This is a genomic window from Helcococcus sp. SA-HE-C1, from assembly GCF_985670335.1.
Genome location: NZ_OZ484652.1, coordinates 526,477 through 552,784 on the forward strand (window position 1 = coordinate 526,477; position 26,308 = coordinate 552,784).

The window sequence follows — 26,308 nt, forward strand, 5'->3', positions numbered from 1 at the left end:
TTTTTTGTTATTTAAAACAGTTTAAATATGATTTAACGATATATTAGATTGCTTTCTTGTCACATAAGTTTGATAATCCTAGATTAGTCTAAAATTATTTTATAATCATAATGTACGCATTTTTAGCGATTTATGATATAATAAAAAAGATTATGGAGGATAATAATGAAAGAAAGATTAGATGAAATTAAATTAAAATCATTAGAGATAATAAAAAATGCAACAGATGAGAAACATCTTGAAGAATTGAGGGTTAAAGTACTTGGGAAAAAGGGAGAATTGACCTTTTTATTAAGAGAAATGGGTAAAATTTCAAAAGAAGAAAGACCTATTATTGGTAAATTAGCAAATGAAATAAGAGATAAAATTTCAAATTCCATTGATAATAAAAAAGAAGATTTCAAGTGGAAAAATTTAAGAGAAAGGATTGTATCAGAAAAAATTGATGTTACTGCGAATACGGACAGCCTACCAATAGGACATAGACATCCATTGAATCAGACTATGGAAGAACTCGAAAATTTATTTAGATATATGGGTTTTTCTGTAATTGATGGTCCGGAAATTGAAACAGTGGAAAATAATTTTGATAAATTAAACTCGCCATTAAATCATCCATCAAGAGATATGTCTGATACTTTTTATATAGACAATAAGAATTTATTAAGAACACATACTTCTCCAGTACAAGTTAGGACGATGCTTACTCAAGAGTTACCAATTAGAATGGTTTCAGCAGGTAGAACTTTTAGATTTGATGATTTAGATGCAACTCATTCTCCAATGTTTCATCAAATTGAAGGTCTAGTAGTTGGTGAAAATGTTTCTATGGCAAATTTAATAGATACTATAAATGTATTTATAAAAGAGCTATTTGGCGAAGAATATCAAACAAGATTTAGACCTCATTATTTTCCTTTTACTGAACCTTCAATGGAGGTGGATGTTTCATGCTTTAATTGCAAAGGTAAAGGGTGTGATATATGCCATAATACAGGTTGGTCAATGGAGTTACTAGGATGCGGTATGGTACATCCCAATGTTTTAGAAATGTGTGGTATAGATAGTGAAAAATACACTGGTTTTGCATTTGGTATGGGAGTAGATCGTATCGCTATGATTAAGTATGGACTAGATGATATAAGATTAATATATGAAAATGACAAGAGATTTTTAGATCAGTTTTAGGAGGAAAGATGTTAGTACCTGTAAAATGGCTTAAGAACTATCTGAATTTAGATAATATTAGTACTAGAGAAATTGCTAATAGAGTTACAGATTCAGGTTCACATGTTGAGTCAATAAATTCATATCAAGATATGAGTAAACTTGTAGTTGCTGAAATACTCGATATTAAAAAAAGTGAAAGTTCAGATAAATTAAATTTAGTAGATATCGATTATGGTGAAGAAAAGTTAACAGTTGTAAGTAGTGCAACGAATATGAAAAAAGGAGATAAAGTAGTTTTTGCTAAAATAGGAGCAAAACTACCTTTTGGTGTAGAAATAAAAGAAGCAACCTTAGGGGGAGTTTTGTCAAGAGGCATGCTCTGTGGTTATAAAGAATTAGGTGTAAATGAAGACCATGTCTTAAAAAATTCACAAGATGGTTTAATAATACTTAATAAAGAGGCAAAAATTGGAAATGATGCAATACAATATTTAGACTTAGATGGAGAGACGATTGAATTTGAAATAACACCAAATAGACCAGATTGTTTATCGATAATTGGAATGGCAAGAGAAGTTGCAGCAGTTTTTCAAGAGAAAATTTTAGAGCCTTCATTAGAAATTTCAAATCAAGTGGGTAAATATAATGACCTTTTTAAAGGTGTTAAGAATGAATCAAAAAATGTAAAAAGATTTTTAACGGCAGTTGTAAAAGATGTAGAAATAAAAAACTCTCCTATGTATATTCAAAATTATCTAAGAGACGCAGGGATAAGACCAATAAATAATATTGTTGATTTTACAAATTATGTAATGCTAGAATATGGACAACCATTACACGTGTATGATCTAGATAAAATAGAAAGTAATTCACTTATAGTTAGAGAAGATAAAGATGGCGAGGAATTAACCACGCTTGATAATGAAAAAAGAATTATAAAAAATGGCGATATAGTTATTTGTGACGGTAACTCCAATCCAATAGGATTTGCAGGAATTATGGGAGGGGCAAATACAGAAGTAAGTGATAATACAAAAAATATTTTAATTGAGGCAGCTTGTTTTGATAGTGAATACATTAAAAAGACATCAAAAAGATTAACGCTTAGAACAGAGGCTTCTTCTAGATTTGAAAAAGGAGTTCCAGCTAAAAATGCAGAATATGGAATAAAAAGATTTTTATATTTAGTTTCAGAAACTAATTCCGGTACTGTAGTGGAAGGTATACATTCAGCGACAGAATTTAAGTTTGAAAAAAAATTTATAAGATTAAGAAATGATAGAGTTAATCAAATACTAGGATTAGATTTAAGTATTGAGAACACTAAAAAATATTTAGATTCACTAGAACTTGATTCTGAAATTGAAGGTGAGGAACTTAAAGTATCAATTCCATATTTCAGAGAAGACTTACAACTTGAAGTAGATTTAATTGAAGAAATTGGTAGATTGTATGGATTTCATAATATTAAGCCTAAGCCATTAAAGGGAGAATTAACGCAAGGTATTAAATCTAATATAAGGAAGTTTCAGGATGAGATTAGAAATACTGTGTATGCTCAAGGTTTTACAGAAATTTTAACTTATTCATTTATTTCAAAAAAACAATTTGACAATTTAAATATTGAAGATGGTAATAAATTACGTGATGTAATCAAAATTTTAAATCCTTTAGGTGAAGACTATTCAGTTATGCGTACAACTTTAATAGGAAATATGTTAGGCGTAATAAAAAGAAATTTAAATAATAAACAAAATGATTTAAGATTTTATGAAGTTGGAAATACATTTCACCACAATGATAATCGACAAATGTTAGAAAATAAATTATTGACAATAGGAATGGTGGGGAATTATGACTATTACTATTTAAAAAATGTGTTAATAAATTTATTTAATAAATTTGGTATTGAAAAGGTCAGATTTGAGAGAGAAGAAAATAATCCTATTTTCCATGCTGGAAGAACAGCGAATATTATTATAAATGGAGAAAGTATTGGTGTAATAGGGGAAATTTCACCATTTGTAGTTAATAATTTCGAGATAGAAAAAAGAGTATATATAAGTGAATTAAATTTAGATAAAATGATAAAATTTATAAATTCAAATATTCAATATAAAATGATTTCAAAATACCCTACTATAGAGAGAGATATTGCATTCATTATAAATGAAGATATAGAATCACAGCAAATCATTGATGTAATCAATGAAAATGGAGGGGAATACCTAGTGGGTGTTCAACTATTCGATAGATATAAGGGTGAGCAAATAGAGAAAGGTAAAGTATCGCTAGCATATAAAATTCTTTTCCAATCTCAAGACTCTACATTAAAAGATAAGGATATTAAACAAGCATTTAAGAATATTGAAAATGGATTAAAATCTACATTTAATACTGAATTAAGGAGTTAATAATGGCTAAATACAAATATGACTTCGTTATAGACTTTAATAATTATGTTTTGCATACTGATAAAAGTAAAGAAGAATCAGAAAAAATTGTAGAAAATGTTAATGAGAGAATAAAAGAGGCTAGAGGATTGATCAAATATAACAATAGAGTTATGTATGCAACTTTGGCAGCTATAAATATTGCTGACGAATTATTTTCTATTAGAAATGAATATAATAATATAAAAGAAAATGCATCAAAAGCTTTAGAAAATTATGAACCACTAAAAGAACAATATTCTCATCTTTACAGTGTATATAATACTACAGTAAGTACTATTAATGACATTAAAGAAAGTAATGAAAAGTATAAAAAAAGAATCGAAGAGTTATCATTAGAAAATAAAAAATTATCATCATTGATAGAAGAAGATAAATCTAAAGTTACAAGACTAGAAAAGGAAAATAAAGATTTATTTGATTCTTTATTTAGTCAGGAAAAAGAAATTAAAGAATTAAAAAAACAAATAACAGAATTAAGAAATAGAAAGTAATGGTATTTATGGAAAATAATACATTTTCTACATTAGAATGGGATAAAATAATTGAAGAGTTAAAAGTATATTGCAGTTCATCATTAGCTAAAAAGAGAGTTTCTAAAATTTATCCATATACAAATATTGAAAAGATAGAATATTTTCAGACAAAGACATCTAATGCAATAGAATTAATTAGAAAATACTTATTTCCACCTTTGTTTGGAATATACGACCTAAAAATAATTATCGATAGATTAAAGAAAAATGCAATTTTAGATAATATAGAATTATTAAATATTGCAAACTCGCTAAGAGTGTCTCAAAGCTTAAAAGATTATGTAGATGAATACGAAAATTTAGAAGGAGAAACTAATTTAGTAGTTGAAGATATCTCTAAACTTTATACAAATTTAAGAGTTCAAAAAGAAATTGAAAGAATTGTAGTTGATGAAGAAACTATAGCTGATGATGCGTCAAAAGAACTTTATCATATTAGAAGTAGTATTAAAGATAAAAATGACGAGGCTAAATCCAAGTTAAATTCAATATTAAAAAGTGATAATGTAAGTCTTCAAGATGAATTTGTAACAATGAGAGATGGCAGATATGTTGTGCCAGTTAAAATAGGTGCTAAATCAAAGGTGCCAGGCATAACACATGATATATCACAATCTGGACAGACTGTATACATTGAGCCAATGGCGATTGTTGAAATCAACAATAAAATTAGAGATTTAGAAATTCAAGAAACTGAAGAGATAAGAAAAATATTAAAAAATCTATCAGAACTAGTTTTATCTTATCATGAAGATATAGGAAAAAATCAATATATTTTAATTGACCTAGATTTTACATTTGCTAAAGCTAAATATGCGATGGAAAAAGGATATACAAGACCAATATTGAATGTTGATAAGATAATAGATATAAAAAATGCAAAACATCCATTATTAAAAGGAAAAGTTATTCCAATAGATATAAGATTGGGAGAAAAATATAAATCTTTAATAATCACAGGGCCAAACACTGGTGGTAAAACAGTGACCCTAAAGACATTGGGCTTAATTACTTTGATGGCACAATCGGGATTATATGTACCTTGTAATGAATTTTCAAAAATTGCAATATTCAATGATATATTTACGGATATAGGAGATAATCAGAGCATTGATCAATCATTATCAACTTTTTCAGCTTCCATGACAAATATAGTTAGAATTTTAGATAAAGCTAATGATAAATCGTTAGTGCTTTTTGATGAGTTAGGAAATGGAACCAATCCCGTGGAAGGAGCGGCATTAGCAATGTCTATAATTGACACACTAATGAAGAAAAAATCACTAATAGTTTCTACAACTCATTACAGTGAGCTAAAACTTTATGCAATGTCAACAGAAGGTGTACAAAATGCCAATGTTGAATTTGATGTCGAAACATTATCACCAACTTATAAATTAATAATTGGTAGGCCTGGTAAATCAAATGCCTTTGAAATTTCAAGACGTTTGGGACTTGATGAAACAATATTATCAAGAGCAAACACATATATAAGTAACGATAATAGAGATTTTGAAGACATAATATCTGATATAGAAAAACAAAAATTGGAATTAGACAAACAATTAGATGAGGTAAATATACAAAAAATTAAATATCGAAAACTTGTAGATGATTTTAATGGAGATATAGATAATAAACGTAAAAGGGCAGAAAAAGAAATTGAAAAATCTAAAGAGGATGCTAGAAAAATTTTAGAAAAAGCAATTAAAGAATCAAAAGAGATGATACAGATTGCTAAAAAACAAAATAAATCGAAGGATAGTAGGGAAATAGATAGAGCATATACAACAATCTCTGATAAATACAAAAAAGTAAGCAGCTCTTATAATCAAAAAACACTTCAAAAACCCCAAAATAATAAAATAATTAAAGTGAAAGTTGGAGAGACGGTTAAAGTTCTTTCAATGGATGATTTAGCAGTAGTGCAGACACTTCCAGATAATAAGGGAGATTTAATTGTGCAAATGGGCATTCTTAAATTTAATATAAATATAAGAGATATTGCAAAAACTAATGAAGATATTGAACAAGACAAATCACAATCTTCCTATAGAAAATTAATGAAAAATATTTCAAATGAAGAAATACAACAGGAATTAGATTTAAGAGGTCACAATGTTGATGAAGCTATTCCTAAAATTGAACAATTTTTTGATTCTTCAATACTAAAAGGTCTTAAAAAGGTTTATGTAATACATGGTAAAGGAACGGGAGCTTTGAGAAAAGGTGTTACAGAGTACCTTAAAAAGAGTAATTATGTAGAAGAATTTAGAATTGGTAATGATAAAGAAGGAGGAGCAGGGATTACTGTAGTAATACTGAAATAGATATGAATTATAAAGATGAGATTGTAAAAATTCTTGCAAAGCAAGATATTGATATGACAAATGATGAGATTCTAAAGTGTATTGAAAGACCATCCAAGTCGGAACTTGGTGATTTTGCGTTTCCATGTTTTAGATTAGCTAAATCATTGAGAAAAGCACCTGTTCAAATAGCAACAGATTTAGCAGAGAAAATAAATTCTCCCTATTTTGATAAAATAAAAGCAGATGGCCCCTATATTAATTTTCATGTAGACCAAGTTAAATTTAATGAAAGTGTATTGAAACAAATTTTTAAAGAAAATACAAAATATGGATCTTCAACAGAAGGTAAGGGGAAAACAATATTGCTTGATTATAGTGCACCTAATATTGCTAAACCTTTCCATATTGGTCATATAAAATCTACCGTAATAGGCGATTCACTTAAAAGAATTTTTAGATTTTTAGGCTATACCGTGGAAAGCATAAATTACCTTGGTGACTATGGAACACAGTTTGGTGTGCTTATTTCTGCATATATAAAATGGGGAGATAAAAAGGCTATTGATAAAGATCCAATAAGAGAATTATTAAGGCTTTATGTAAGGCACACTAAAGAATCTGAATTAGATCCAGCCTTAAGAGATGATGCTAGAAAATGGTTTAAAAAATTAGAAAGTGGTGATGAATTTGCTATCGAAACTTGGAAGTGGTTTAAGGAAATAAGTCTAAAAGAATTTAATAGAGTTTATGATATTTTAGACATTAATTTTGAATCATATAATGGAGAACACTATCACGCACAATTTATTCCTTATATTAGAGAAATTATTAAAAATAGTGAATTGATAAAAGAATCTGAAGGTGCTCAAGTAATTGAAATGGGAGAAAATAACCCACCTGCCTTAATTTTTAAGAGCGATGGCTCATCAGCATATATTACAAGAGATCTTGCTACTGCAACGTATAGAAAAGAACATTATAATTTCTATAAAAATATTTATGTAGTAGCTACACAACAAAATCTTCATTTTGAAATGCTTTTCAATATTCTTGATAAATTGGGATTTGAATGGGCTAGTGATTGTGAACATATTCAATTTGGAATGGTTAGCTTAAAGGGAGAAACTCTCTCAACAAGACGTGGAAATGTTGTATTTCTAGAAGATGTATTAAATAAAGCTATAGATAAGACAAAAGATATAATAGAAAAAAGAAATCCAGACTTAGAAAATAAAGAGGAAATTGCTAATCAAATAGGAATAGGAGCAGTAAAATTCCAAGAATTATTTAATACTAGAATTAAAGATTATGTATTTGATTGGGATCAACTATTAAACTTTGAGGGCGAGACAGGTCCATACGTACAATATGCTCATGCAAGGGCAAATCAAATTTTAGAAAAATTTGATAATGAAATCACTGATAAAGTACAATATTCTTTACTGAAAGAAAAACAAGAAATTGAATTGGTAAAGACATTATATAGATTACCTAGCATAGTAAAAACTGCTGAAGAAAAAAGAGAACCATCTATAATAACTAGATTTGTAACAGAACTGGCTCAAAATTTCAATTCATTTTATAATAATGTAAATATAATGAATTCTAGTGATGAAGAGAAAGAGGCGAGATTGCTATTAGTATATGCAACTAAAACAAGCATTGCTATATTATTAAACTTATTGGGCATTAAAGCGCCAGATAAAATGTAGGAGATAATAATGAATTTAATAAATGACGTAATTAATGTAAATAAGCACGCATTAAAAAAATCAATGGCAAAAATAGTATTTATTCCGATTTTAGCAATACTTTTAATACTTATGAATGTAGGAGAATCCCTAATATTAAATATATTAAGTGTAGGTAGAGGTTCAACAGGATTTATATTAGGATTTGTTAGGTATGCGGTTAGAGTGGTGTTTATGTCAGCAATAATAAATATTTTATCAGATATTGTTATATATGATAGATTTAGAACTGAAAATATGATATATGGTTATAAAACCTGGTTTTCACAAGTTTCCAGTGCATATTTTTATATAGTCCTAGCAGAATGGTTATTTATTTTTGTAGGAAACCAAGGTGTTATAAATATTATAGTTTACTTCGCCTTGCTTATCATCATGAGTGTATTTTATGAAAGTATATATATTGGAAATTCGTATGGCGGAAATGTCTTTTATGATATTTTTAATTTTCTTAAAAATAATATAGCTCAATGGATAATTATACTTTTATTATTTTTAGAATTACAATACAGATTTGATGTATTGATGAGATATTTTTCATTTGAATTACTTTTGAATACCCCATTATATACAATTAATTTAATTGTAGTTTCACTACTTTTGGCGTTTGCTTTTATATTTAAGGGAAATTTATTTTATACATTAAATGGGTCATCAATGAGAAAAAGAGAATTTCAAGGAAGTTTTAGGTAACTATGGATATAATTGAAAAATATTTTAGAGCAAAAGCTGATCAAATAGCATTTATAGAATTAAAAGATAATATTAAATTATATGAAAAAAATGGATTAAAAGATATACCCTTACCAATAATTTTGGATGAAATGTTAGATGGATTTCAAAATGATAATTTCCAAAAGGAAGTTAGCATAGAATATATTGTGAATGGAATTCTTTATTTAATTGCAATTGATTCAGAATTTTTATATGCAAATGAATATAAAAACATATTAAAGAGATTATTAGAAAATCCATCCAAATATGCTCTATCAAAGGCAGTAGAAAACATGGAAAATGATCAAAGATATGAGAAAGCATTAATTTATTCTAGAGCCGCATTTTTGTTAGATGAAAAAAATGAGTTGGCTGCATATAATTATTCTAAGTTTTTATGGAATCTTGATATTAAAGATAAAGAAGAAAGACAAATTTATGTCGAGCAATCCGTTAGGATACTTGAGAGAATTTTAAATTATAATAAAAATAATGTATTAGCTAATTTTGAATTAGGAAATATTTGTGTAGCAATGGGAGATTATATAAAGGCAAATAATTTTTACAAAAACTCCTTAAAAAATTCTGAAAATGAAGAAATAAATGAACAAATTAGAATTATAATGAAAAAGATAGAACCAGACGTAGCAGTCGCTGATTCAATTTATTATATTAATAAAATGGATTACGGAAAGGCACTTGAATTACTTATGAAAGCAAGGCGTAATTCTTCAAGATATGATATCTCATATTATATTGCAATAGCATATATGAATCAACAAAATGCTGAATTATCTGAAAAATTCTTTGAAGAAGCAATAGATAAGGGGGCAGATTTTGCTACTTTATATACGGATTTAGTATATATAAAATATATTTTAAGAAAAGATATAGAAGCTCTTCATATAGCTAATAATGCAATCGAAAAATATCCATCAGAAATAAAATTAAGGTACAATAGAGCAATAATTTTAATTGAATTAAATAAATTGGATAAAGCTAATGAAGATTTAGATTTTATCTTAGAGTATCAAGACTTATCAGATGAAATGTTTAATCAAATAATGAAAATTAAAGAAAAGATAACATAAAAGCTAGAAGATAAAAATCTTCTAGCTTTTTGGATTATTTCTTTGATTTACTTGTAACTAGTTGAGTTAATATCACTATAATTAAAGTAGGTAATATCCAATTTAGTCCATTATCTGACATTGGTAAAAGATTAAATAAAGCAGTTACAACAGGCAATTCTATTTTTTGAGACTGTAAAACAGAAACTGTCGCTATTATAAATGATGTAATAGCAGCAGCCACATAAGAAGCTCTACTAAATTTCACCTTATACTCTAGTACTCCCATTAATATAATTGCCAATGAAAATGGATATATTGTTATTAAAATAGGAACTGAAACAGATAAAATTGAATCTAATCCAAAGTTAGCAACAACAAACGAAAAGAATGTTATTATAGCAGTCCATTGAGTTTCATTAATTTTCATAGTTAATGTTGAAAAATATTCAGATATACTTACTATTAGACCTATAGATGTAGTTAAACACGCAAGTGTGAATATCAGGATAACAAGTGTAGAACCAAATCTTCCGTAAACATGATGACTTAAAAATGTTAAAATTTGAGCACCGTTTGTAAATTTTGTTCCAAGTCCTGAAACTTGCATACCAATAAATGTTAGCATAGCATAAACTAATAGCAAAATAAAACCAGCTAAAAATCCAGCTTTTGTAGTATAACTCAAAATATCTTTTTTATTATTAATATTATACCTTCTTATAGTTATTGCAATTACTAAACCAAAGTTTAGAGAAGCAATGGCATCTAGAGTATTATAACCATCTACAAATCCTTGTACTGCAGCGTTTTTTGCATATTCACCCTTTGGTGCAGATATAGATGATGGATTATTAAATAAAACACCGACAAATAGTAATACAATAAATCCAATTAAAACAGGAGTTAATAATTTTCCCATTCTTTGCACCAATTTACTTGGATTTAGAGCAATTAAATAGGCAACTAGAAAAAATATAAAAGTATAAATTAATCTAATCAGCATTATATTAGAATCCGGTGAGAGATACTGACTTATAGCCATTTCAAATGGAACAGTACCAGCTCTAGGGATGCCAAGTCCAGGTCCAATAGAAAGATATATAGATAACGTATAGATAAGAGCAAATGTAGGATGGACCCTTCGTGTAAGATTTTGTAAACCATCTGTTTTAGCAACTGCAATTACACCTAGTATAGGAAATAGAATAGCAGTAAGTGAAAAAAACAAAAAGCTAGTTAAAGTTTCTGTTCCAGAATTGTAACCTAAGATAGGCGGAAAAATCAAGTTTCCAGCACCAAAAAATAACCCAAATAACATTATTGATATGCTTATAAACTCAAATTTGTTTAATTTTATTTTCATAATTCTCTCCTTTTTTTAGTTTATAATCGAGTAGGAGCTAACATGTAGCCCCTCTCACACCACTGTACGTGCCGTTCGGCATACAGCGGTTTAATTCAAATAATAATCCAAACAACTTTGAAGTCCTCGCTTTGCGAGGATTTCTTTGTTTATGTGATGTAGTCCTGTGGTTTTGGCAACCGCTTGATAGTGGTCTCCAAATCCTACTGACTGTTTTGCCATCCACATCGGAACTCCTAACTTTCGAAGTCCCCATAGGCGTTTCCCACTCGTCTTCCACTGCTTCCATATGACTATTCTCATTCTTGTTCTAAGTCGTTCATCTATCTTTCTAAGGACCGTCTTCATATCTCCTAGTCTAAAATAGTTTATCCACCCTCTAATTACTTGGTTCAGTCTGTTGATTCTATAGGTCATTGGTACTGACCAACTCCTCTTTGTCAACTGTTTCAACTTTCTTTGAAACCTTCGGATTGATTCTTTGTGTGGTCTTGCTTTCCATCCTGCTTTGTCTTTCCAAAAACCATATCCTAAATATTTTAGTTTTATTGGTTTTGTAACTTTGGATTTTGTTGCATTTACTTTTAGTCCTAGTTTCTTTTCTATCCACTTTGTTACTGTTGCCATTACTCTGTTAGCTGCTGCGCTACTTCCTACGGCTATTATGCAGTCGTCTGCATATCTTACAAAGTGTAGTCCTCTTGCTTCTAGTTCTTTGTCTAATTCGTTTAGCATTATGTTACTTAGAAGGGGCGATAGATTTCCTCCTTGTGGTGTTCCCTTGGGTGTTTCTTCATAATTTCCTTTTATCATTACTCCCGCATTAAGATATTTCCTAATTAAGGATTCTGTGTTTGGGTCATTTATGAGGTTATGAACCAAGGTCATAAGTTTGTCTTGTGGGACGTTATCAAAGAATTTCTCTAGGTCTATGTCTACAATATAGCTGTATCCGTCGTTAAAGTATTCAAGAAGTTTCACTATCGCTTGTTGTGCTTTGCGATTTGGTCTAAAACCGTAACTTTTATCACTAAAGTGTGGTTCTGCTATTGGTGTTAGAACTTGTGCAATTGCTTGTTCTATTACTCTGTCTACTACTGTTGGTATTCCTAGATTGCGTACACCTCCATTTGGTTTTGGTATTTCTACCCTTCTGACCGGTTTTGGTTTATACTTTCTTCTTCGAATTTTGTCTCTAATTTCTACCCAGTTGTTTTTGAGATGTTGGTCTATTTCTTCGGTGGATATTCCATCTATTCCTCCTGCTCCTTTGTTTGCTTTCACTTTGTTTAATGCTGCAAACATGTTTTCTCTACTGAGTATTTGTTCTAGCAGTTCTGACATTTGGATTGTCTCCTTTCTTTGTTATGCTCTGTATCCTCTTACTCCTAACTCCTGTGAAAATTTTCCGCCGTTACGTCTTTGGTACGATTTTCTCGTCGGATATGGATACAGACTTTTGCAAGTCCATTTGACTTTGAATTATTCAGCCCTTCGCTCCACCTCTATTACAAAGGCTTCAATACTACTATGGCTTTTGCTGACTTCTCACTATTCGTTGTTACTACTTATTCGCTAGTGAGACCTCACGGGATAAGCCATCAATCTTTCCTTGTCTACCTGCCTAATCTACTTGCATGGTTTACGGTTGCCTTTTGGACTTCACAACTTTTGGTCCGCTTGTCCACCGTGCAAGCCTTAGTATTAGGTTTCTGTTCGTCAGGCTACAATTTTGCTATCCCTTCTTCTCGCCTGCATCTCACGGTGCAAACCTTGGGAATTACTGTGAGGTTCGTTGGCAACTACGCCCTTAGTGGACTTTCACCACAGATTGATGACATGCCCGTCATACCAAAAAAATCCTTTATCCATACGGATAAAGGACGAAATAATCGTGGTACCACCTTTTATTCTTTGTAAAAATACAAAGCACTCATAGATATCAATCAATATCTAGTTCTTTTAACGCGAACTACTGCGTAAAACCCTACTTATTTCAGGATTTAACAATAAAAGATGATTTTCAATAATTTTACGTAGCTGCCTTGCACCAACCGACAGTTCTCTGATACATCAAACTATTTACTCTTTCTTTCTGTTCTTAATGTATAATCTTAAAAAGATTTTATATATTTTAAATAAATTTGTCAAGCTTTTTTAAAGATTTTTATTTTATATAAAAACAGTGTAAAATAGAAAGTAGAAAATTAAATCGGAGGAAGTATGCAGATTGGAGAATTATTGTTATTAAACAAAGAAAAATATACAAAAGTTTTTATTATTGAAAGTGATGAATCAAATAAGGCTCAATTTACAGAGGTTAAAGAAAATACTATTGATTCTGAAAAAATCGAAATAGAGGCTAAGGACTACTTTTTATTAGATAAGGAAGGTATAGAAGAAATTTTTGGAAATGCAGATGAATTAGAAATAAACGAAGAAGATCAAGTTTTATTAATAGGACTATAATATTTTATTACAAACAAATACACCTCAATATCAAAAAACTAAATTGAGGTGTTATATTTTATATTCTTTTAAAACCTTGAGAAAGCAATAATTTTTCTATTTGGTCAAAATTTGAATTTATAATTTCATCAGAAAATATATTATTGTAGTCTTCCTTTTTAATATTTTCGTCCATAAAAATATTTCTATCGAAATCAATAAATATATAATATTTATTTTTAGCTATTTTATAATCAAAATTAATAGATTTTAATTTTTTATACCTATTCTTACCCTCCTCACCAACTTGAATACTTTTTTTGACTTTAGTACCTTTTTCAATATTGGATGCCTCATTATCAAAAATTTTAATTATATGTATTTGAGTGATTTTTTTGACATCAATGTTTTCATGATTAATTATCATATAAGAGTTACTATTATCAGACTCTAATTTGAAAATAGTATTAAATTTATCTTGTTTATATTTTTCTATATCATCTTCTACATTATAATCATTTTTTAATGCTTCATCTAATGCTTGTTTATCATTAATATTCAAAGGATTTAAGCATCCAGTCAAAATAAATAATGTTAAAAATAAAATTACTATTATTTTTTTTTGTTTCATTTTAATCTCCTTATTAAAATTATAACATAATTAAGTATAGAATCATATTATATTTAATTTAATTAAATAATTTTGCTATAATAAATGTATCAATAGAAATGGAGTTTTTAATGAGTAAAAAAAATGAATTAAACGGATTAAAACAATTTAAGGAAAAAAAACATTTAGTAAAACCAATATTAGTTGTAACTTTTTTAATTTTTTTTCAAATGGCCTTTTTAGTATATCTTTATAGAGTATTTAGTCAATATGAAATAGAAATTGATAAATTACTTTCTATATTCAAATTTATAATGATAATATACTTTATCAATATAGATAGACCAATAGATTACCGTGTTGCATGGATTATAGTAATTAGTCTGATTCCTTTTGCAGGAATTCTTTTATATATACTATTAGATAGACTTCCTGGGCCTAAAAGACTGTTAAGGAGATTAAAAAATATAAAGATAAAAAATGCACATTTGCTAAATAAACATGATGTTCTAGATAATAAAATAGACAATGAAAATATAAACTTAGGCTTAAAGAAATATCTTTATAAAAAACAAAATTATCCATTATATGGTAGCACAAATACTGAATATTTTTCATCTGGAGAATCTTATTTTGAATCATTATTAAAAGATTTAAAAAAAGCAGAAAAATTTATTTTGATTGAGTTTTTTATTATTAGACCTGGTAAAATGATGGATTAAATATTAGCTATTTTAAGCGAAAAAATTAATAACGGTGTAGAAGTAAAATTAATGTATGATGGAACAAATGAGTATTATTTACCTAGTGGATATAAGGAATATTTGCAGTCTTTAGGCATAGATATAATGGTATTTGCCGCAGTAAAACCTATATTATCTACATATCATAATAATAGAGATCATAGAAAAATTGTATCAATAGATAATAAAATTGGATATACAGGGGGAATAAATATTTCTGATGAATATATTAATTTAACTGAAAGATTTGGACATTGGAAGGATAATGGATTAAAAATTGAAGGAGATGCAGTTCGTAGTTTAACAATAATGTATTTTTATCTTTGGAATCTTAATGCTAAAGAGGAAATAAATATAGAAAATTATTTAGAAAATAATATTTTACTAGAATCTGAGAGTTATGTACAACCATTTGATGATTCACCAAATGATGAAGAAAATGTAGGGGAAAATGTTATAGTAGATATATTATTACAGGCTAAAAAATATGTATATATAATGACTCCATATTTAGTACCAACGGTAAATATTATAAATGCACTTAAATTAGCTTCTAAAAAAGGAGTTGATATAAAAATACTAATACCTGGAGTTGCAGATAAAAAAATTCCATTTATGGTTGCAAGATCCTATTATCCATTATTAATTGATAATGACATTGAAGTTTATGAATATACGCCTGGATTTTTGCATTCAAAATCAATAATATCAGATGATAAAATTTCCGTAGTTGGCTCAATAAATCTTGATTATAGAAGTTTACATCTTAATTACGAAAATGCAATAATAGTTTATTGTGATAATCTATCAAAATATGTAAAAAATGATTTTATTAGAACACTGGAAGTTTCAAGAAAAATGGATAGAAAAGAATATAAAAAAATAAATATAGTTTACAGATTAGCAGGTAAAGTTACAAAATTACTTGCACCACTTATGTAAAATAAATCAGTATATCATGGAGGTATCGTGAAAACAGTATTAATGAATATGGTTAGAATATTGGATGGAGATAATGTAGTTGTACTGGATAAAAAGAAAAAATATGGATGGGAGGGTTTAACATTTCCGGGAGGTAAAGTCGATGAATTTGAATCATTTGAAGAATCAGCGATAAGAGAAGTAAAAGAAGAAACTAATTTAGATGTATTAAATCTTGAATTTAATGGAATAATTCAGTGGATACATAGAGATAAAAAAATAAGAGAAGTTGGTTTACTTTATACAGCAAAAGGTTTTAAGGGAGAATTAATATCGGAAAATAGAGAAGGAAAATTGTCAATTGAAAATTATGAAAAATTTAAGACTATGCAAGGGCACTCATATTCTATGAATTACCTGTTAAAAATATTTGATGGCACTTTTTTTGAAATCTGTCTTGAATTTGACAACAACGTACTTGTAAATGAAAAATATATTTAATATAAATTATAGATTGTAAAACTAAAAGCAATATCAATACAAAACAAAACTTATAATAATATTAATTTATGCAAAATATAATCACCACAAAAATATAGACATGAAGAAGATTGTTATAAATTATAAGCATATTAACATGCATCGTAGAAATTAAATAGAGGTTTTAGATAATTAAGGATGCTTGCTAGAAAATAGCAGAAAAAGAATTAAATGATACAAAATGGTTATTAGGAGAACCTATAATTAACTTTACTCAATCAGTTGTTGATGACGCCATAAAGCACAATACAGAACTACAATACAAAAGTGGATTAAAACCTAAAATAAAAAGAAAAGAATTTGGCAAGTGTTGTGATTGGTGTAGACAAGTTGTGGGAGAGTACGACTATCCTGATGTTCCTGATAATGTCTATAAAAGGCATAGGTATTGCAGATGTACTGTTGAATATAAACCTGGTAATGGTAGAGCTCAAGATGTTTGGAGTAAAGAGTAGAAAGATATTGATGAAAGTGATAAAATCAAGGAAAGAATAGAGTTAAGTAATCAAAGAAAAGATTATCAAATTGCAGATGATAAAATCGAAAAATAGTTATTAAAAGAGTCTGACAAAAATTGGAAAAAGTTATTGGCAAGTGAGCAAAATACTATTTATAAATATTCGGGTGACTATTATGGTATAACAAATATATATTTGAGAAATGCTTTGTTTCCTGATGATGATGTTGAGTGGACTAAAACACTACAGCGAGTAAAAGAAATAGATAGGGTTTTATCAAGAAATAAGTTAGATTAAGACTTGGTGTTATATAGAGGAGTATCTTCAGAAGAGTTTAATTCTTGGTTAAATGCAAATGTTATAGATACATATAAAAGTACATTAATAAGCGATAAAACTTTTAATTACTTTGGAGACGGACACCGAATTATTATACATGCTCCCAAAAATACAAAAGGTTTTTATATAGGAAATCATTCGAATTATAAGAGTGAGAAAGAATTTTTAATTCACAGGGGACAGAAGTATAAAATTTTAAACAATAAAAATGGAGTATTGGAGGTGGAAATAATTGAATAATAAAGAAAAGTATAGAACTCTTAAAATCAAATCTGATTATAAAAGATATATCAGTGGGGAATTAAAAAGCAAAAAATATACTGACGAGGAACTTCAAAAGATAAGAAATGGATTTGAGAACAAAATACCGAATTCAAAGTTTAACATACCTAAAAAAAGATGGTTGTACGAAATACAAAGGCAATTTGATTTGAATGAGCAGTTTAAAGAATATCCCGACGCAGGAATTGCTAGGTTGGAATATGTATTGAATTATGGGTTATAAAGCACACTAGCTAATAATGGTTGGATGTGCTTTTTTAGTACAAGGATGTAACTATGGATATATTTTTGGGATTAATAGAAAGTGTAATATTAGCACTAGGAACATACAAATTATTGGAAATAACAGTAAAAATCCTGGATAAAATTATAAAAAAACATAATCAAAAATAAATAAAGTCAACAAGGAATTTAGCTACCTTATGACAAGACCTGGATAAGTCTATAAACTGTCTATTTTTATTAGATTGAAAGGATAGGATATGAAAAATAAAAGATTAGGTAATCAAAATCCTATTCAATCGGTAAAAATACCATATTCTGTCACAAAAGGAAAATAAGCAATAGCGTTATATGAAAAAGGAAAATTCAAAGTTATGCAGTGAAAAATATGCTAGATGATTTGTTAGCTATAAATGAAGACGGCTTATGGACGCATACTAAGTTTGGCTATTCAGTATCAAGACGTAACGGCAAAAATGAAATAGTACTCATGAGAGAATTATTCGATTTAAAAAATAAAGCGTAAAAGAACAAGCGATCCTTGTGAGTATAAAGTATGGTGCAGATGATCAAAATATAATACTATCATTATATATATATAATTAAATACATTTTAACTGAAAAATATTATTACATATGATTTGATATAAAAAATAATAAAATATATTCGTATATATAACTTTTATCTTATATATACGGATATATACATTGGTGGAGATAGTGGGAATCGAACCCACGTCCGAAAATCTTTCCGAAAAACTTTCTACATGTTTAGTTGATTTGAATATTTCCCATTTTAACTGATAATCAACAAAACCATTAAAATAGTAGCTTCATAAATTCCTATGTAGCTCAAAGCTTTGCTAAATAGATTTCCCGATATATATGATACTAATTGATAGTTACGGGTCCTACCAATTAGCATAAGCAGTAATTAAGCTGCTAAAGCGAAGTTATTATCTTCTGCGTTTAAATTTAATTTGCTATTTTTAGGAAGTATGCCCTTCCACATGCTTATTTTTGTTCTAAATTCCCGTCGAAACCAGAGTATCCCCCTTATATTATTTTATAATTATATAGAAAAGTATACAATTTGTCAAAATAGAAAAACATAATAAAATTCGTAAAATTTAAATTATATAACTATAATGTAATAACAAATATAAACAATTATGGTATAATAAGCTTAAATAAAATAGTTATTTGGAAATGAGGTACTATGTTAGAAAGTATATTAACTGTTATTGTATTTATTTTGGGGATGATATTATTGCCATTTACAATATATCAGTTTTTTATTGGATTACATTTTTTTAAGAAAGATAAAGAAGTTAGGAAAAGTGAAAAATTTAATAAATTTGCAGTGTTGATTGCTGCGAGAAATGAAGAAAAAGTTATTGGGAAATTAATCGAATCCCTACATAATATGAACTATCCAAAAAATAGATATGAGATAATAGTGGCTGCAAATAACTGCACAGATGATACTCGTGGTGTTGCAGAAAGATTAGGAGTTAGACTATTTGATGTTGAAGGTACAGTGAGAACTAAAGGTGATGTTTTACATGAAATGTTTAATTACTTAATCAAACATGAAGATTATGAAGCATATGTAATTTTTGATGCCGATAATATTGTAACACCAAATTTTTTAATTGAAATGAATAATGCTATTGAGAATGGCTATAGTGTAGCACAAGGATTTAGAGATTCTAAAAATCCTCATGAATCTGCAATATCAGGAGCATATACAATATACCATTATTTAATAAATTCATTTTACAATTATCCTAGAAATAAAATGAATATAAATAATATTTTAGTGGGTTGTGGATTTATGGCTACAAAATCCATTATAGAAGAATTAGGTGGTTGGAATACAAAGACTATTACTGAAGATTTAGAATTTACCGTTTTAACTACTATGCATGGAGCAAAGATTGGATTTTGTGAAAATGCTATATTTTATGATGAACAGCCAAATACATTTGAAGATTCATGGCATCAAAGGATGAGGTGGACAGTAGGACTTAGACAAGGCTTTGATTTAAATATAAAAAAATTAATTTCTCAAATATTCAAAGAAGGTAAAATTAAGAGATTTGATAATGTAGCATTTTTAAGTATGAATCTAATAAGTAATCTTAGTTTAATAGAAATGGTATTAGCTACAATTTTAGTATGCATTAAAACTACATATATAGTAGGATTTACAATGTTTGGAATTAATCTACTTAGCATGATAGTAGTCCCATCGATATTTGCTTTATTTATTTTGGCAATAAATGAAAAACCAATATTGCCAATGTGGAAAGGAATTCTATTTTTCGGTATATTCTTAACATCATGGATTCCAATAAATATTTGTGCAGGATTTATAAAAAATATTGAATGGAAAGAAATGAAACATGATAGTAAAGTTGAAGTAAGTATAAAATAAAAGAAGGTGGTGTTGCAGATTAGCTAAACCTAGTCTGTTCACCATCTTTTTTCTTAAATATTTGAATTAAGACATAACAGTCTGGTCTGAAATTTTTGATATTTCAAAATTTTATTCATACGCACCTAAAAATTAATTTAAGCAGGTCAGTTCATTCTACAATCTATCGTTTTAATGAGCACACAAGTAAATTACTCGGATGCAAAATTATCAAAGTAGCCTTTTATAAGTACTAAAGGGGTACCTTTATCACCACTTCAAGACACCAAAACACATAGTGTACCAACTAAATATATAATTTGTCTTGGGGGAGGATTTAAACTTCCTTTATCATCTTTTAGTTTATTTTTCTTTTCATTTATCTTATCTTTGATTCTTCTTATAGTTTCACTATTATCAGAATCTTTTAATTCTGTATCAGCTATATGCTTTATCTTAATTTTATATGGAATGCCTCCTAGACCTTTAGTATAAGTGGGAAACACAACCGGATTGGCAAGCTCCCAGGTACCACCTACAGGATCCTTAAAGGCTACATCACTATAAACTAACACTTCTATACTCTTGCCGGTCAATTCATTAAAATAATACCGTAAAAAGAGAGTTTAGAGTAATATTAGATTTTATAAATATCATAAGTACTAGTATCTAATAAAATCTTTATATTCTGATTATCTTTCACCATAAGTCCATCATTCACTTTTTCTATAGAAATATTATTATTTTCTAAATGAGTTTTTATCCTATCTAGTTCTTCTTTATCTTCGACTATTATTTCAAAATAGTTTAATCCCAAATCTCCATCTTCTCTAAGACTCATATTTGCTGAATCCCAAATATTTATAGCTATATGGTGATGATATATTCCACTTGCAATAAAAATTGCTTGTCTTGGAAATTCAAATTTATTATCAAAACCTAATATATTTGTATAAAAGTCTTTTGTTTCATCTAAACCTTTTACAGATAAGTGGATATGACCAATTACTGTTCCTTCCGGAAGATTTACTGGAATATCAGTAGTTTTTTCTCCTAAAACTCCTTCTGCATCCATAGCTAGAGTATAACCTGCTATAGTTCCATCTTCTCTAATATCCCATTTATCTTTAGGTCTATCTGCATATATTTCAATTCCATTTCCTTCTGGATTATTCAAATATAGAGCTTCTGAATAGCCATGATCAGAAGCACCATATAAAGGTGCTTTTTTCACTAACAAGCTAAATAGTGCATTCCCTAAATCAGCTCTCGTAGGCACCAAATATGCTATGTGATAAAGTCCTGTTGTTTTCTTATCTATTTCTTTGTCAACTTGCACCAGTTCTAAAAGTACATTTTCATCAACTCCCAATTCAGCAATACCATTTTCGTTTTTTATCAAATCGAGTCCAATTTTATTTGTGTAAAAATCTACTAAAAGATTCAAATCCTTTACATTTAAGGATACTTTTCCAATCTTTATATTTTTTTTTAATTTAAATGTCATTTAGTTCCTCCATTTATTTATACATCTAAAATATACCCTTATTTCAGCTTGTAAAACTTAGTAATTCCAATTGTCATTATTGTCTCACTTAAACTTTTTTAGTTTAAAATATTTTTACAAGGGTATTAATAATGTAAGTGTACATTGTTAAATACAAACGGAGGTATTATGAATTTCGAAAAACTCTATATAAATGGTGAGTATACAGACTCGACTTCTGGTCAGTTTATAGAAGTAGAAAATCCAGCGACAAATGAAATTATTGGAAGAGTTCCTAGAGGAAATGAAGAAGATGTCGAAAAAGCAGCTCTAGCTGCAAAAAAAGCTTTTAAAAGTTTCAGTTTAACTAGTCTTGAAGATAGAATTCAAATAATGGAAAAATTCGCAGATTATCTAAGAGAAAATCTTGATGAAATTGCTGAATTGATTACTAAAGAATTAGGAGCTCCAATTGAATTTTCTAAAAAGACACATGTAGAATCACAAATAGATCGTATCGAAAAATATGTTGAAATAGTAAAAGATTATGATTTTTCAAGAAGAGATGGTGGTGCTCTTATTGTTAAAGATCCTGCTGGGGTTATTGGTTGTTTAACTCCTTGGAACTATCCTCTTGGACAAATAATTCAAAAAGTTGTATTTGCCATTTTAGCTGGTAATACAATAGTACTAAAACCAAGTCAACAGACACCTCTAGTAGCTTACTATGTAGTAGATGGTCTTGAAAAGTCTGGTCTTCCAAAGGGAGTATTAAATCTAGTTACAGGAGCTGGTGGCGAAGTTGGTAATGCCATTGCTTTAAATAAAAATATCGATGTACTTTCCTTTACGGGATCTACAAAAGGTGGAAGTGAAGTTGCAAAACTTGCTCAAGAAACTGTAAAAAGAACTACTCTAGAATTAGGTGGTAAATCACCAGCAATATTTTTAGACAAGGAAAATCTAGAACTTGGAGTGGAGAAGATGCTTGGTATAGTGATTAGAAATGCAGGTCAAACCTGTGCTGCTTGGTCACGTGCTATAGTCTTAGAATCTCTAAGAGAAGAATTTGAAGAAGAAGTTAAGAGACAATTTCCTAATTTTACAGTCGGGGATCCAAATCACCTAAATAGTATATCTGGGCCTCTATCATCCAAGAAACAATATGACAAGGTAACAAAATATATTGAAGAAGGTAGAAAGATAGCTGATGTTTTAATAGAAGGAGACTATGACTTCCCTGAAAAAGGTTACTATGTAAATCCAATAGTCTTTAATAATGTAAATAATGATTCAATTATCGCTAGAGATGAAATATTTGGACCGGTACTTTGTATCATCTATGTAAAAGACAAAGAAGAAGCTATAAAAGTTGCCAATGATACAGACTATGGATTATCCGGTGCTGTATTTGGAAATCAAGAAGAAGCTCTCGAAGTTGCTAAGTTAATCCGTACAGGTACAATTACTGTAAATGATGGACCTGGTGAAACCGGCACACCTTTTGGTGGCTACAAGATGAGTGGCTATGGTAGAGAAGGTGGGATTGAAGGTTTGGAAGAGTACTTGGAGACTAAGACTATTAATGTGAGACAGTAGGGGTAAGTGTTAAAATTTAATTATTAATTATAGAAAACATAAATTTTTTGCTAATATTAATAATAAAATGAAAATCAATGTACTAAATATAAATTGTTAAAAATTTTAAATAAATCAAGGGGCTGTTGCATAAGTTTCCAATCACAAAAAAGACGAGAAACTTGAACTGACCCCCAAAAGTTAGACCTAAAAACTAACTTAAGAAGGTCAGTTCATTCTACAATCTATCGTCTTTAATGAACACACAAGTAAATTACTCGGATGTGAAATTATCGAAGGGGTATATGAAAAGTTTTGTAGAAGAAAAACGTCTATGAGAAAAATTTATGTAGGCCTAAAAGAGAAAGCTATTGTTTTACAAAAAAGTATATTATAAAATAATTTAAAGAAAATGATTTTAAAATTTGGAAGGGATTTATGAAAAATTATATTAATAACCATAGGTACAGGAATGGTGATACTTTTAATAAATAGAGGCTTATATTTTTTTATATAAGAATATACATAATATTACGTTTTCAATTTATTAAATTATTTTAAATTAGAAGATAAAAATGAACAAAAAACTATTAACTAAAATTTTTAGTATAGTATTTTCTATTTGTGTTTTAATTAGAGAGAATACATAGGGGAATTTAAAGGGCGTAAAAATAGAAAATATAATATCTACTTCAGCAGGACTCTTGATTGGTTCTGTGAATTCAAAAGCTGGGGTAGCTTATACAATTTCAGAATTAATTTACAGCATGCTTCCAAAACCAGTTTATACATCAACAAAAATAGAATTTGAAGCTAAACTTCATATAGATGAAAAAATTGAAAAGCATACTTATGTAAGAGAAGGTTCAACAGGAAATTATGATTATGCAGCTTTAACTCAAAAAGCTAAGTATAGATTCCAAAAATCAGTTACGTTACCTGGGAAAAGAACCATAACAGATTATTATACAAATTATACAACCGTTGAAACAGAACATTTCAGTAAGCCAGATAGAAAAGCATGGAATGCTATTTATAATCCATGGATTGAAAGACTAGGAAATGTTAAATTTGGTGGAAAAGTGTTCTCTATTAAATAAAAGGAAAAAGTATTATGAAAAAATATAGAAATTTTATTTATCTAATAATTTTAATCGCATTTATCATTTTAGTAATAATGTGGTTTAATAAAAATAGAATAAAACCTGGAAAAGAAATATTTTCAAATGATTTTGAGTTTCAAACTATTAATGTGATAACTTCAAATGACTTAAGTAAAGAAAATATTAAACCAAATACTTTTGATATAACAACAGAACAAAATAAGGAATTAATCAAAATTGTTAAAAATATGAAATTTAAAATTCATGGAAATAAACACTTTGAAAATTGGAATAAAATGTACACAATGTCTGCAAAATCTAAGGATAAACAGTATCTTGTTAGTATTTCAGATAACAATATTTTAGAATTGCATGAATCATTGCCAGGTAATAATTCTACATTTTATGAAATTAAAGAAGGAAACAAAGAGTTTTATGATATGTTAGATAAAATTTCTATGAAATAGAAAAATTTAACAATTCCTGAGTTTAACAGTTAAAGCATAAAGAAACCTAGAATAACATTGATATTTCAACATCTTCTGGGTTTCTTGATTTTTTTAAAGTATATCTACAATTTAATTTGAGTTTCTTTTCCAACACTTGGTATTTCTTTTAATTTTAGAGCCTTAAACTAAAAAAAATTAACATCAAAGATAATTAAAAACAATTTGAAAATCATAAAATGTAAAACTGCTTAGAAAAATACTTGTAAAAAAGCATAGATTTATTAAGTTCAACCATTTTTAGGTGCGTATGAATAAAATTTTGAAATATCAAAAATTTCAGACTAGACTGTAATGTCTTAATTCAAATATTTAAGAAAAAAGATGGTGAACAGACTAGATTTAGCTAATCTGCAACACCACCTTCTTTTATACATACAAGTAAATAGAAATAAACATTAATAACGCACCACCCAATACAAATAAATGCCATATCACATGTGAAAATTTCATTGACTTTTTCTTATAGAAGTATACTCCTCCAGTATAAGTTAGCCCACCAAGCGCTAAGAAAAATATACCCATTGGAGAAATTATACTCATTAAATCTTTTATCATAATTATACTTATCCAACCCATAGCAATATATAGTAACACGCCTATTTTTAGAGTTTTATTAAACATAAAAATATTTAATAATATTCCTATAAGAGCAATTATCCAAATTCCAACAAAATAGTAAAAGCTACTTTTGTTTTTTAAGCTAATAAGTAAATATGGTGTATAGGTACCTGCTATTAAAAGAAATATTGACGAGTGATCAATGATTCTAAATATTTTTTTTGCTCTTGTAAAGCTTAAACTATGATATAGGGTAGATGATAAAAATAATAGAATAAAGGAAATTGAATAAATTAAATACGCAGCAATCTCTACACTATTTTTAGATTTTAACATTAATAAAATTAATATGATAATTCCTAAAATTACACCCAATCCATGTGTTATAGCATTAAAAACTTCTGTTATAATATTATTTTTCTTTTTTAAATTTTGTTCTTTAATTTTATATAAATTGGGATTCTCATCTTTACTAATATTAAGAACTGTTATTTTACCAATTATCTGTTTAAATTTTATTTTATCTTGCTTTAATTTATAATCTAGGAATTTTTTTTGTTTTTTATATGAATCTATATTTTCTTTAAGTTTATTATATTCTCGCAATAAAGATTTTTTATTTTGTTTTTCCATATAATACCTCCTAGAATATTTTACCATATTATCAATTATTTTATTTTTTGGTTTTATGATAAAATATTATTAGGTCAAGTATATTCA

General features: G+C 28.0%; 26 protein-coding genes, 1 other RNA gene and 1 other annotated feature. Of the genes, 20 read left to right on the forward strand and 7 right to left on the reverse strand.

The window, feature by feature from the left end:
* The first annotated feature begins 165 nt into the window (after positions 1 to 165).
* From pheS to AC4KN9_RS02855, 7 genes are read left to right on the forward strand one after another with little or no spacing between them, the layout of a single operon-like run.
* Positions 166 to 1,188 (forward strand): phenylalanine--tRNA ligase subunit alpha, encoded by a 1,023-nt coding sequence (gene pheS / locus AC4KN9_RS02825; protein WP_491017148.1) that lies wholly within the window; start codon positions 166 to 168, stop codon positions 1,186 to 1,188.
* An 8-nt stretch (positions 1,189 to 1,196) separates the two neighbouring features.
* Positions 1,197 to 3,584: a phenylalanine--tRNA ligase subunit beta gene (pheT, locus tag AC4KN9_RS02830; protein ID WP_491017149.1), complete on the forward strand. Its 2,388-nt coding sequence runs from the start codon at positions 1,197 to 1,199 to the stop codon at positions 3,582 to 3,584.
* Between the two features lie 2 nt (positions 3,585 to 3,586).
* Positions 3,587 to 4,117 (forward strand): cell division protein ZapA, encoded by a 531-nt coding sequence (locus tag AC4KN9_RS02835; RefSeq protein WP_491017150.1) that lies wholly within the window; start codon positions 3,587 to 3,589, stop codon positions 4,115 to 4,117.
* The gene (locus tag AC4KN9_RS02840; RefSeq protein WP_491017151.1) at positions 4,117 to 6,489 is read left to right on the forward strand and encodes an endonuclease MutS2; all 2,373 of its coding nucleotides are present in this window, start codon (positions 4,117 to 4,119) and stop codon (positions 6,487 to 6,489) included. The genes AC4KN9_RS02835 and AC4KN9_RS02840 overlap by 1 nt, the downstream gene beginning before the upstream one ends.
* Before the next feature lie 2 nt (positions 6,490 to 6,491).
* Complete coding sequence (argS, locus tag AC4KN9_RS02845; RefSeq protein ID WP_491017152.1) at positions 6,492 to 8,183, forward strand: arginine--tRNA ligase; 1,692 nt, start codon at positions 6,492 to 6,494, stop codon at positions 8,181 to 8,183.
* A gap of 9 nt (positions 8,184 to 8,192) precedes the next feature.
* On the forward strand, positions 8,193 to 8,915 hold the full coding sequence (locus AC4KN9_RS02850; protein WP_491017153.1) for a hypothetical protein: 723 nt from the start codon (positions 8,193 to 8,195) through the stop codon (positions 8,913 to 8,915).
* Between the two features lie 2 nt (positions 8,916 to 8,917).
* Positions 8,918 to 10,027, forward strand: coding sequence for a tetratricopeptide repeat protein (locus AC4KN9_RS02855; protein ID WP_491017154.1), 1,110 nt, complete (start codon positions 8,918 to 8,920; stop codon positions 10,025 to 10,027).
* A gap of 34 nt (positions 10,028 to 10,061) precedes the next feature.
* Here AC4KN9_RS02855 and brnQ read toward each other — a convergent pair whose 3' ends face one another.
* Positions 10,062 to 11,372, reverse strand: a complete 1,311-nt coding sequence (brnQ, locus tag AC4KN9_RS02860; RefSeq protein ID WP_491017155.1) for a branched-chain amino acid transport system II carrier protein — start codon at positions 11,370 to 11,372, stop codon at positions 10,062 to 10,064.
* 90 nt (positions 11,373 to 11,462) lie between these two features.
* Positions 11,463 to 12,716, reverse strand: coding sequence for a group II intron reverse transcriptase/maturase (gene ltrA / locus AC4KN9_RS02865; protein ID WP_491017113.1), 1,254 nt, complete (start codon positions 12,714 to 12,716; stop codon positions 11,463 to 11,465).
* Between the two features lie 532 nt (positions 12,717 to 13,248).
* Positions 13,249 to 13,474, reverse strand: a binding site (T-box leader).
* A 121-nt stretch (positions 13,475 to 13,595) separates the two neighbouring features.
* Here ltrA and AC4KN9_RS02870 point away from each other — a divergent pair.
* A complete protein-coding gene (locus AC4KN9_RS02870; protein ID WP_491017156.1) occupies positions 13,596 to 13,841 on the forward strand; it encodes a hypothetical protein in 246 nt (81 codons plus the stop codon).
* 58 nt (positions 13,842 to 13,899) lie between these two features.
* On the opposite strand, the gene AC4KN9_RS02875 is transcribed toward AC4KN9_RS02870, so the two are convergent.
* The gene (locus AC4KN9_RS02875; RefSeq protein WP_491017157.1) at positions 13,900 to 14,451 is read right to left on the reverse strand and encodes a hypothetical protein; all 552 of its coding nucleotides are present in this window, start codon (positions 14,449 to 14,451) and stop codon (positions 13,900 to 13,902) included.
* A 110-nt stretch (positions 14,452 to 14,561) separates the two neighbouring features.
* Here AC4KN9_RS02875 and AC4KN9_RS02880 point away from each other — a divergent pair, with 110 nt between their 5' ends.
* From AC4KN9_RS02880 to AC4KN9_RS02915, 8 genes are all read left to right on the forward strand, one after another.
* Entirely contained in the window at positions 14,562 to 15,152 is a 591-nt protein-coding gene (locus AC4KN9_RS02880; protein WP_491017158.1) for a PLDc N-terminal domain-containing protein, read from the forward strand.
* A 51-nt stretch (positions 15,153 to 15,203) separates the two neighbouring features.
* Positions 15,204 to 16,115 carry a phospholipase D-like domain-containing protein gene (locus AC4KN9_RS02885; protein ID WP_491017159.1) on the forward strand — a complete coding sequence of 304 codons (912 nt, stop codon included), beginning with the start codon at positions 15,204 to 15,206 and terminating at the stop codon, positions 16,113 to 16,115.
* 27 nt (positions 16,116 to 16,142) lie between these two features.
* Positions 16,143 to 16,595: an NUDIX domain-containing protein gene (locus tag AC4KN9_RS02890; RefSeq protein ID WP_491017160.1), complete on the forward strand. Its 453-nt coding sequence runs from the start codon at positions 16,143 to 16,145 to the stop codon at positions 16,593 to 16,595.
* Between the two features lie 371 nt (positions 16,596 to 16,966).
* On the forward strand, positions 16,967 to 17,089 hold the full coding sequence (locus AC4KN9_RS02895) for a hypothetical protein (RefSeq protein WP_491017161.1): 123 nt from the start codon (positions 16,967 to 16,969) through the stop codon (positions 17,087 to 17,089).
* A 132-nt stretch (positions 17,090 to 17,221) separates the two neighbouring features.
* A complete protein-coding gene (locus AC4KN9_RS02900; RefSeq protein ID WP_491017162.1) occupies positions 17,222 to 17,389 on the forward strand; it encodes a hypothetical protein in 168 nt (55 codons plus the stop codon).
* A gap of 6 nt (positions 17,390 to 17,395) precedes the next feature.
* Entirely contained in the window at positions 17,396 to 17,671 is a 276-nt protein-coding gene (locus AC4KN9_RS02905) for an ADP-ribosyltransferase (protein WP_491017926.1), read from the forward strand.
* A complete protein-coding gene (locus AC4KN9_RS02910; RefSeq protein WP_491017163.1) occupies positions 17,664 to 17,936 on the forward strand; it encodes a hypothetical protein in 273 nt (90 codons plus the stop codon). Before AC4KN9_RS02905 ends, AC4KN9_RS02910 begins: the two co-directional genes overlap by 8 nt.
* 378 nt (positions 17,937 to 18,314) lie before the next feature.
* Positions 18,315 to 18,461, forward strand: a complete 147-nt coding sequence (locus AC4KN9_RS02915) for a hypothetical protein (protein ID WP_491017164.1) — start codon at positions 18,315 to 18,317, stop codon at positions 18,459 to 18,461.
* A 183-nt stretch (positions 18,462 to 18,644) separates the two neighbouring features.
* On the opposite strand, the gene ssrA is transcribed toward AC4KN9_RS02915, so the two are convergent.
* Positions 18,645 to 18,990, reverse strand: a transfer-messenger RNA (tmRNA) gene (gene ssrA, locus AC4KN9_RS02920).
* 164 nt (positions 18,991 to 19,154) lie between these two features.
* Between ssrA and AC4KN9_RS02925 the strand changes: the two genes are divergently transcribed.
* Entirely contained in the window at positions 19,155 to 20,375 is a 1,221-nt protein-coding gene (locus tag AC4KN9_RS02925) for a glycosyltransferase family 2 protein (protein WP_491017165.1), read from the forward strand.
* Between the two features lie 257 nt (positions 20,376 to 20,632).
* On the opposite strand, the gene AC4KN9_RS02930 is transcribed toward AC4KN9_RS02925, so the two are convergent.
* Both AC4KN9_RS02930 and AC4KN9_RS02935 read right to left on the reverse strand, forming a co-directional pair.
* Positions 20,633 to 20,929, reverse strand: a complete 297-nt coding sequence (locus AC4KN9_RS02930) for a hypothetical protein (RefSeq protein ID WP_491017166.1) — start codon at positions 20,927 to 20,929, stop codon at positions 20,633 to 20,635.
* A gap of 62 nt (positions 20,930 to 20,991) precedes the next feature.
* The gene (locus AC4KN9_RS02935; protein WP_491017167.1) at positions 20,992 to 21,861 is read right to left on the reverse strand and encodes a VOC family protein; all 870 of its coding nucleotides are present in this window, start codon (positions 21,859 to 21,861) and stop codon (positions 20,992 to 20,994) included.
* A gap of 168 nt (positions 21,862 to 22,029) precedes the next feature.
* Between AC4KN9_RS02935 and AC4KN9_RS02940 the strand changes: the two genes are divergently transcribed.
* From AC4KN9_RS02940 to AC4KN9_RS02950, 3 genes are all read left to right on the forward strand, one after another.
* Positions 22,030 to 23,439, forward strand: a complete 1,410-nt coding sequence (locus AC4KN9_RS02940) for an aldehyde dehydrogenase family protein (RefSeq protein WP_491017168.1) — start codon at positions 22,030 to 22,032, stop codon at positions 23,437 to 23,439.
* Between the two features lie 683 nt (positions 23,440 to 24,122).
* Positions 24,123 to 24,518, forward strand: a complete 396-nt coding sequence (locus AC4KN9_RS02945) for a hypothetical protein (RefSeq protein WP_491017169.1) — start codon at positions 24,123 to 24,125, stop codon at positions 24,516 to 24,518.
* 14 nt (positions 24,519 to 24,532) lie between these two features.
* On the forward strand, positions 24,533 to 24,988 hold the full coding sequence (locus AC4KN9_RS02950; protein WP_491017170.1) for a hypothetical protein: 456 nt from the start codon (positions 24,533 to 24,535) through the stop codon (positions 24,986 to 24,988).
* A gap of 408 nt (positions 24,989 to 25,396) precedes the next feature.
* Here the strand turns inward: AC4KN9_RS02950 and trhA are convergent, their stop codons facing one another.
* Positions 25,397 to 26,221, reverse strand: coding sequence for a PAQR family membrane homeostasis protein TrhA (trhA, locus tag AC4KN9_RS02955; RefSeq protein ID WP_491017171.1), 825 nt, complete (start codon positions 26,219 to 26,221; stop codon positions 25,397 to 25,399).
* Positions 26,222 to 26,308 lie beyond the last annotated feature (87 nt).

Excerpts from the sequence above, each read along its gene's own strand:
- AC4KN9_RS02940 (WP_491017168.1), top strand. The coding sequence starts at position 22,030 with ATGAATTTCGAAAAACTCTATATAAATGGTGAGTATACAGACTCGACT.
- pheS (WP_491017148.1), top strand. The coding sequence starts at position 166 with ATGAAAGAAAGATTAGATGAAATTAAATTAAAATCATTAGAGATAATA.
- brnQ (WP_491017155.1), bottom strand. The coding sequence starts at position 11,372 with ATGAAAATAAAATTAAACAAATTTGAGTTTATAAGCATATCAATAATG.
- AC4KN9_RS02855 (WP_491017154.1), top strand. The coding sequence starts at position 8,918 with ATGGATATAATTGAAAAATATTTTAGAGCAAAAGCTGATCAAATAGCA.
- AC4KN9_RS02870 (WP_491017156.1), top strand. The coding sequence starts at position 13,596 with ATGCAGATTGGAGAATTATTGTTATTAAACAAAGAAAAATATACAAAA.
- AC4KN9_RS02880 (WP_491017158.1), top strand. The coding sequence starts at position 14,562 with ATGAGTAAAAAAAATGAATTAAACGGATTAAAACAATTTAAGGAAAAA.
- argS (WP_491017152.1), top strand. The coding sequence starts at position 6,492 with ATGAATTATAAAGATGAGATTGTAAAAATTCTTGCAAAGCAAGATATT.
- trhA (WP_491017171.1), bottom strand. The coding sequence starts at position 26,221 with ATGGAAAAACAAAATAAAAAATCTTTATTGCGAGAATATAATAAACTT.
- AC4KN9_RS02885 (WP_491017159.1), top strand. The coding sequence starts at position 15,204 with ATGTATGATGGAACAAATGAGTATTATTTACCTAGTGGATATAAGGAA.
- AC4KN9_RS02850 (WP_491017153.1), top strand. The coding sequence starts at position 8,193 with ATGAATTTAATAAATGACGTAATTAATGTAAATAAGCACGCATTAAAA.
- AC4KN9_RS02875 (WP_491017157.1), bottom strand. The coding sequence starts at position 14,451 with ATGAAACAAAAAAAAATAATAGTAATTTTATTTTTAACATTATTTATT.
- AC4KN9_RS02935 (WP_491017167.1), bottom strand. The coding sequence starts at position 21,861 with ATGACATTTAAATTAAAAAAAAATATAAAGATTGGAAAAGTATCCTTA.
- AC4KN9_RS02925 (WP_491017165.1), top strand. The coding sequence starts at position 19,155 with ATGTTAGAAAGTATATTAACTGTTATTGTATTTATTTTGGGGATGATA.
- AC4KN9_RS02950 (WP_491017170.1), top strand. The coding sequence starts at position 24,533 with ATGAAAAAATATAGAAATTTTATTTATCTAATAATTTTAATCGCATTT.
- AC4KN9_RS02835 (WP_491017150.1), top strand. The coding sequence starts at position 3,587 with ATGGCTAAATACAAATATGACTTCGTTATAGACTTTAATAATTATGTT.
- pheT (WP_491017149.1), top strand. The coding sequence starts at position 1,197 with ATGTTAGTACCTGTAAAATGGCTTAAGAACTATCTGAATTTAGATAAT.
- ltrA (WP_491017113.1), bottom strand. The coding sequence starts at position 12,716 with ATGTCAGAACTGCTAGAACAAATACTCAGTAGAGAAAACATGTTTGCA.
- AC4KN9_RS02840 (WP_491017151.1), top strand. The coding sequence starts at position 4,117 with ATGGTATTTATGGAAAATAATACATTTTCTACATTAGAATGGGATAAA.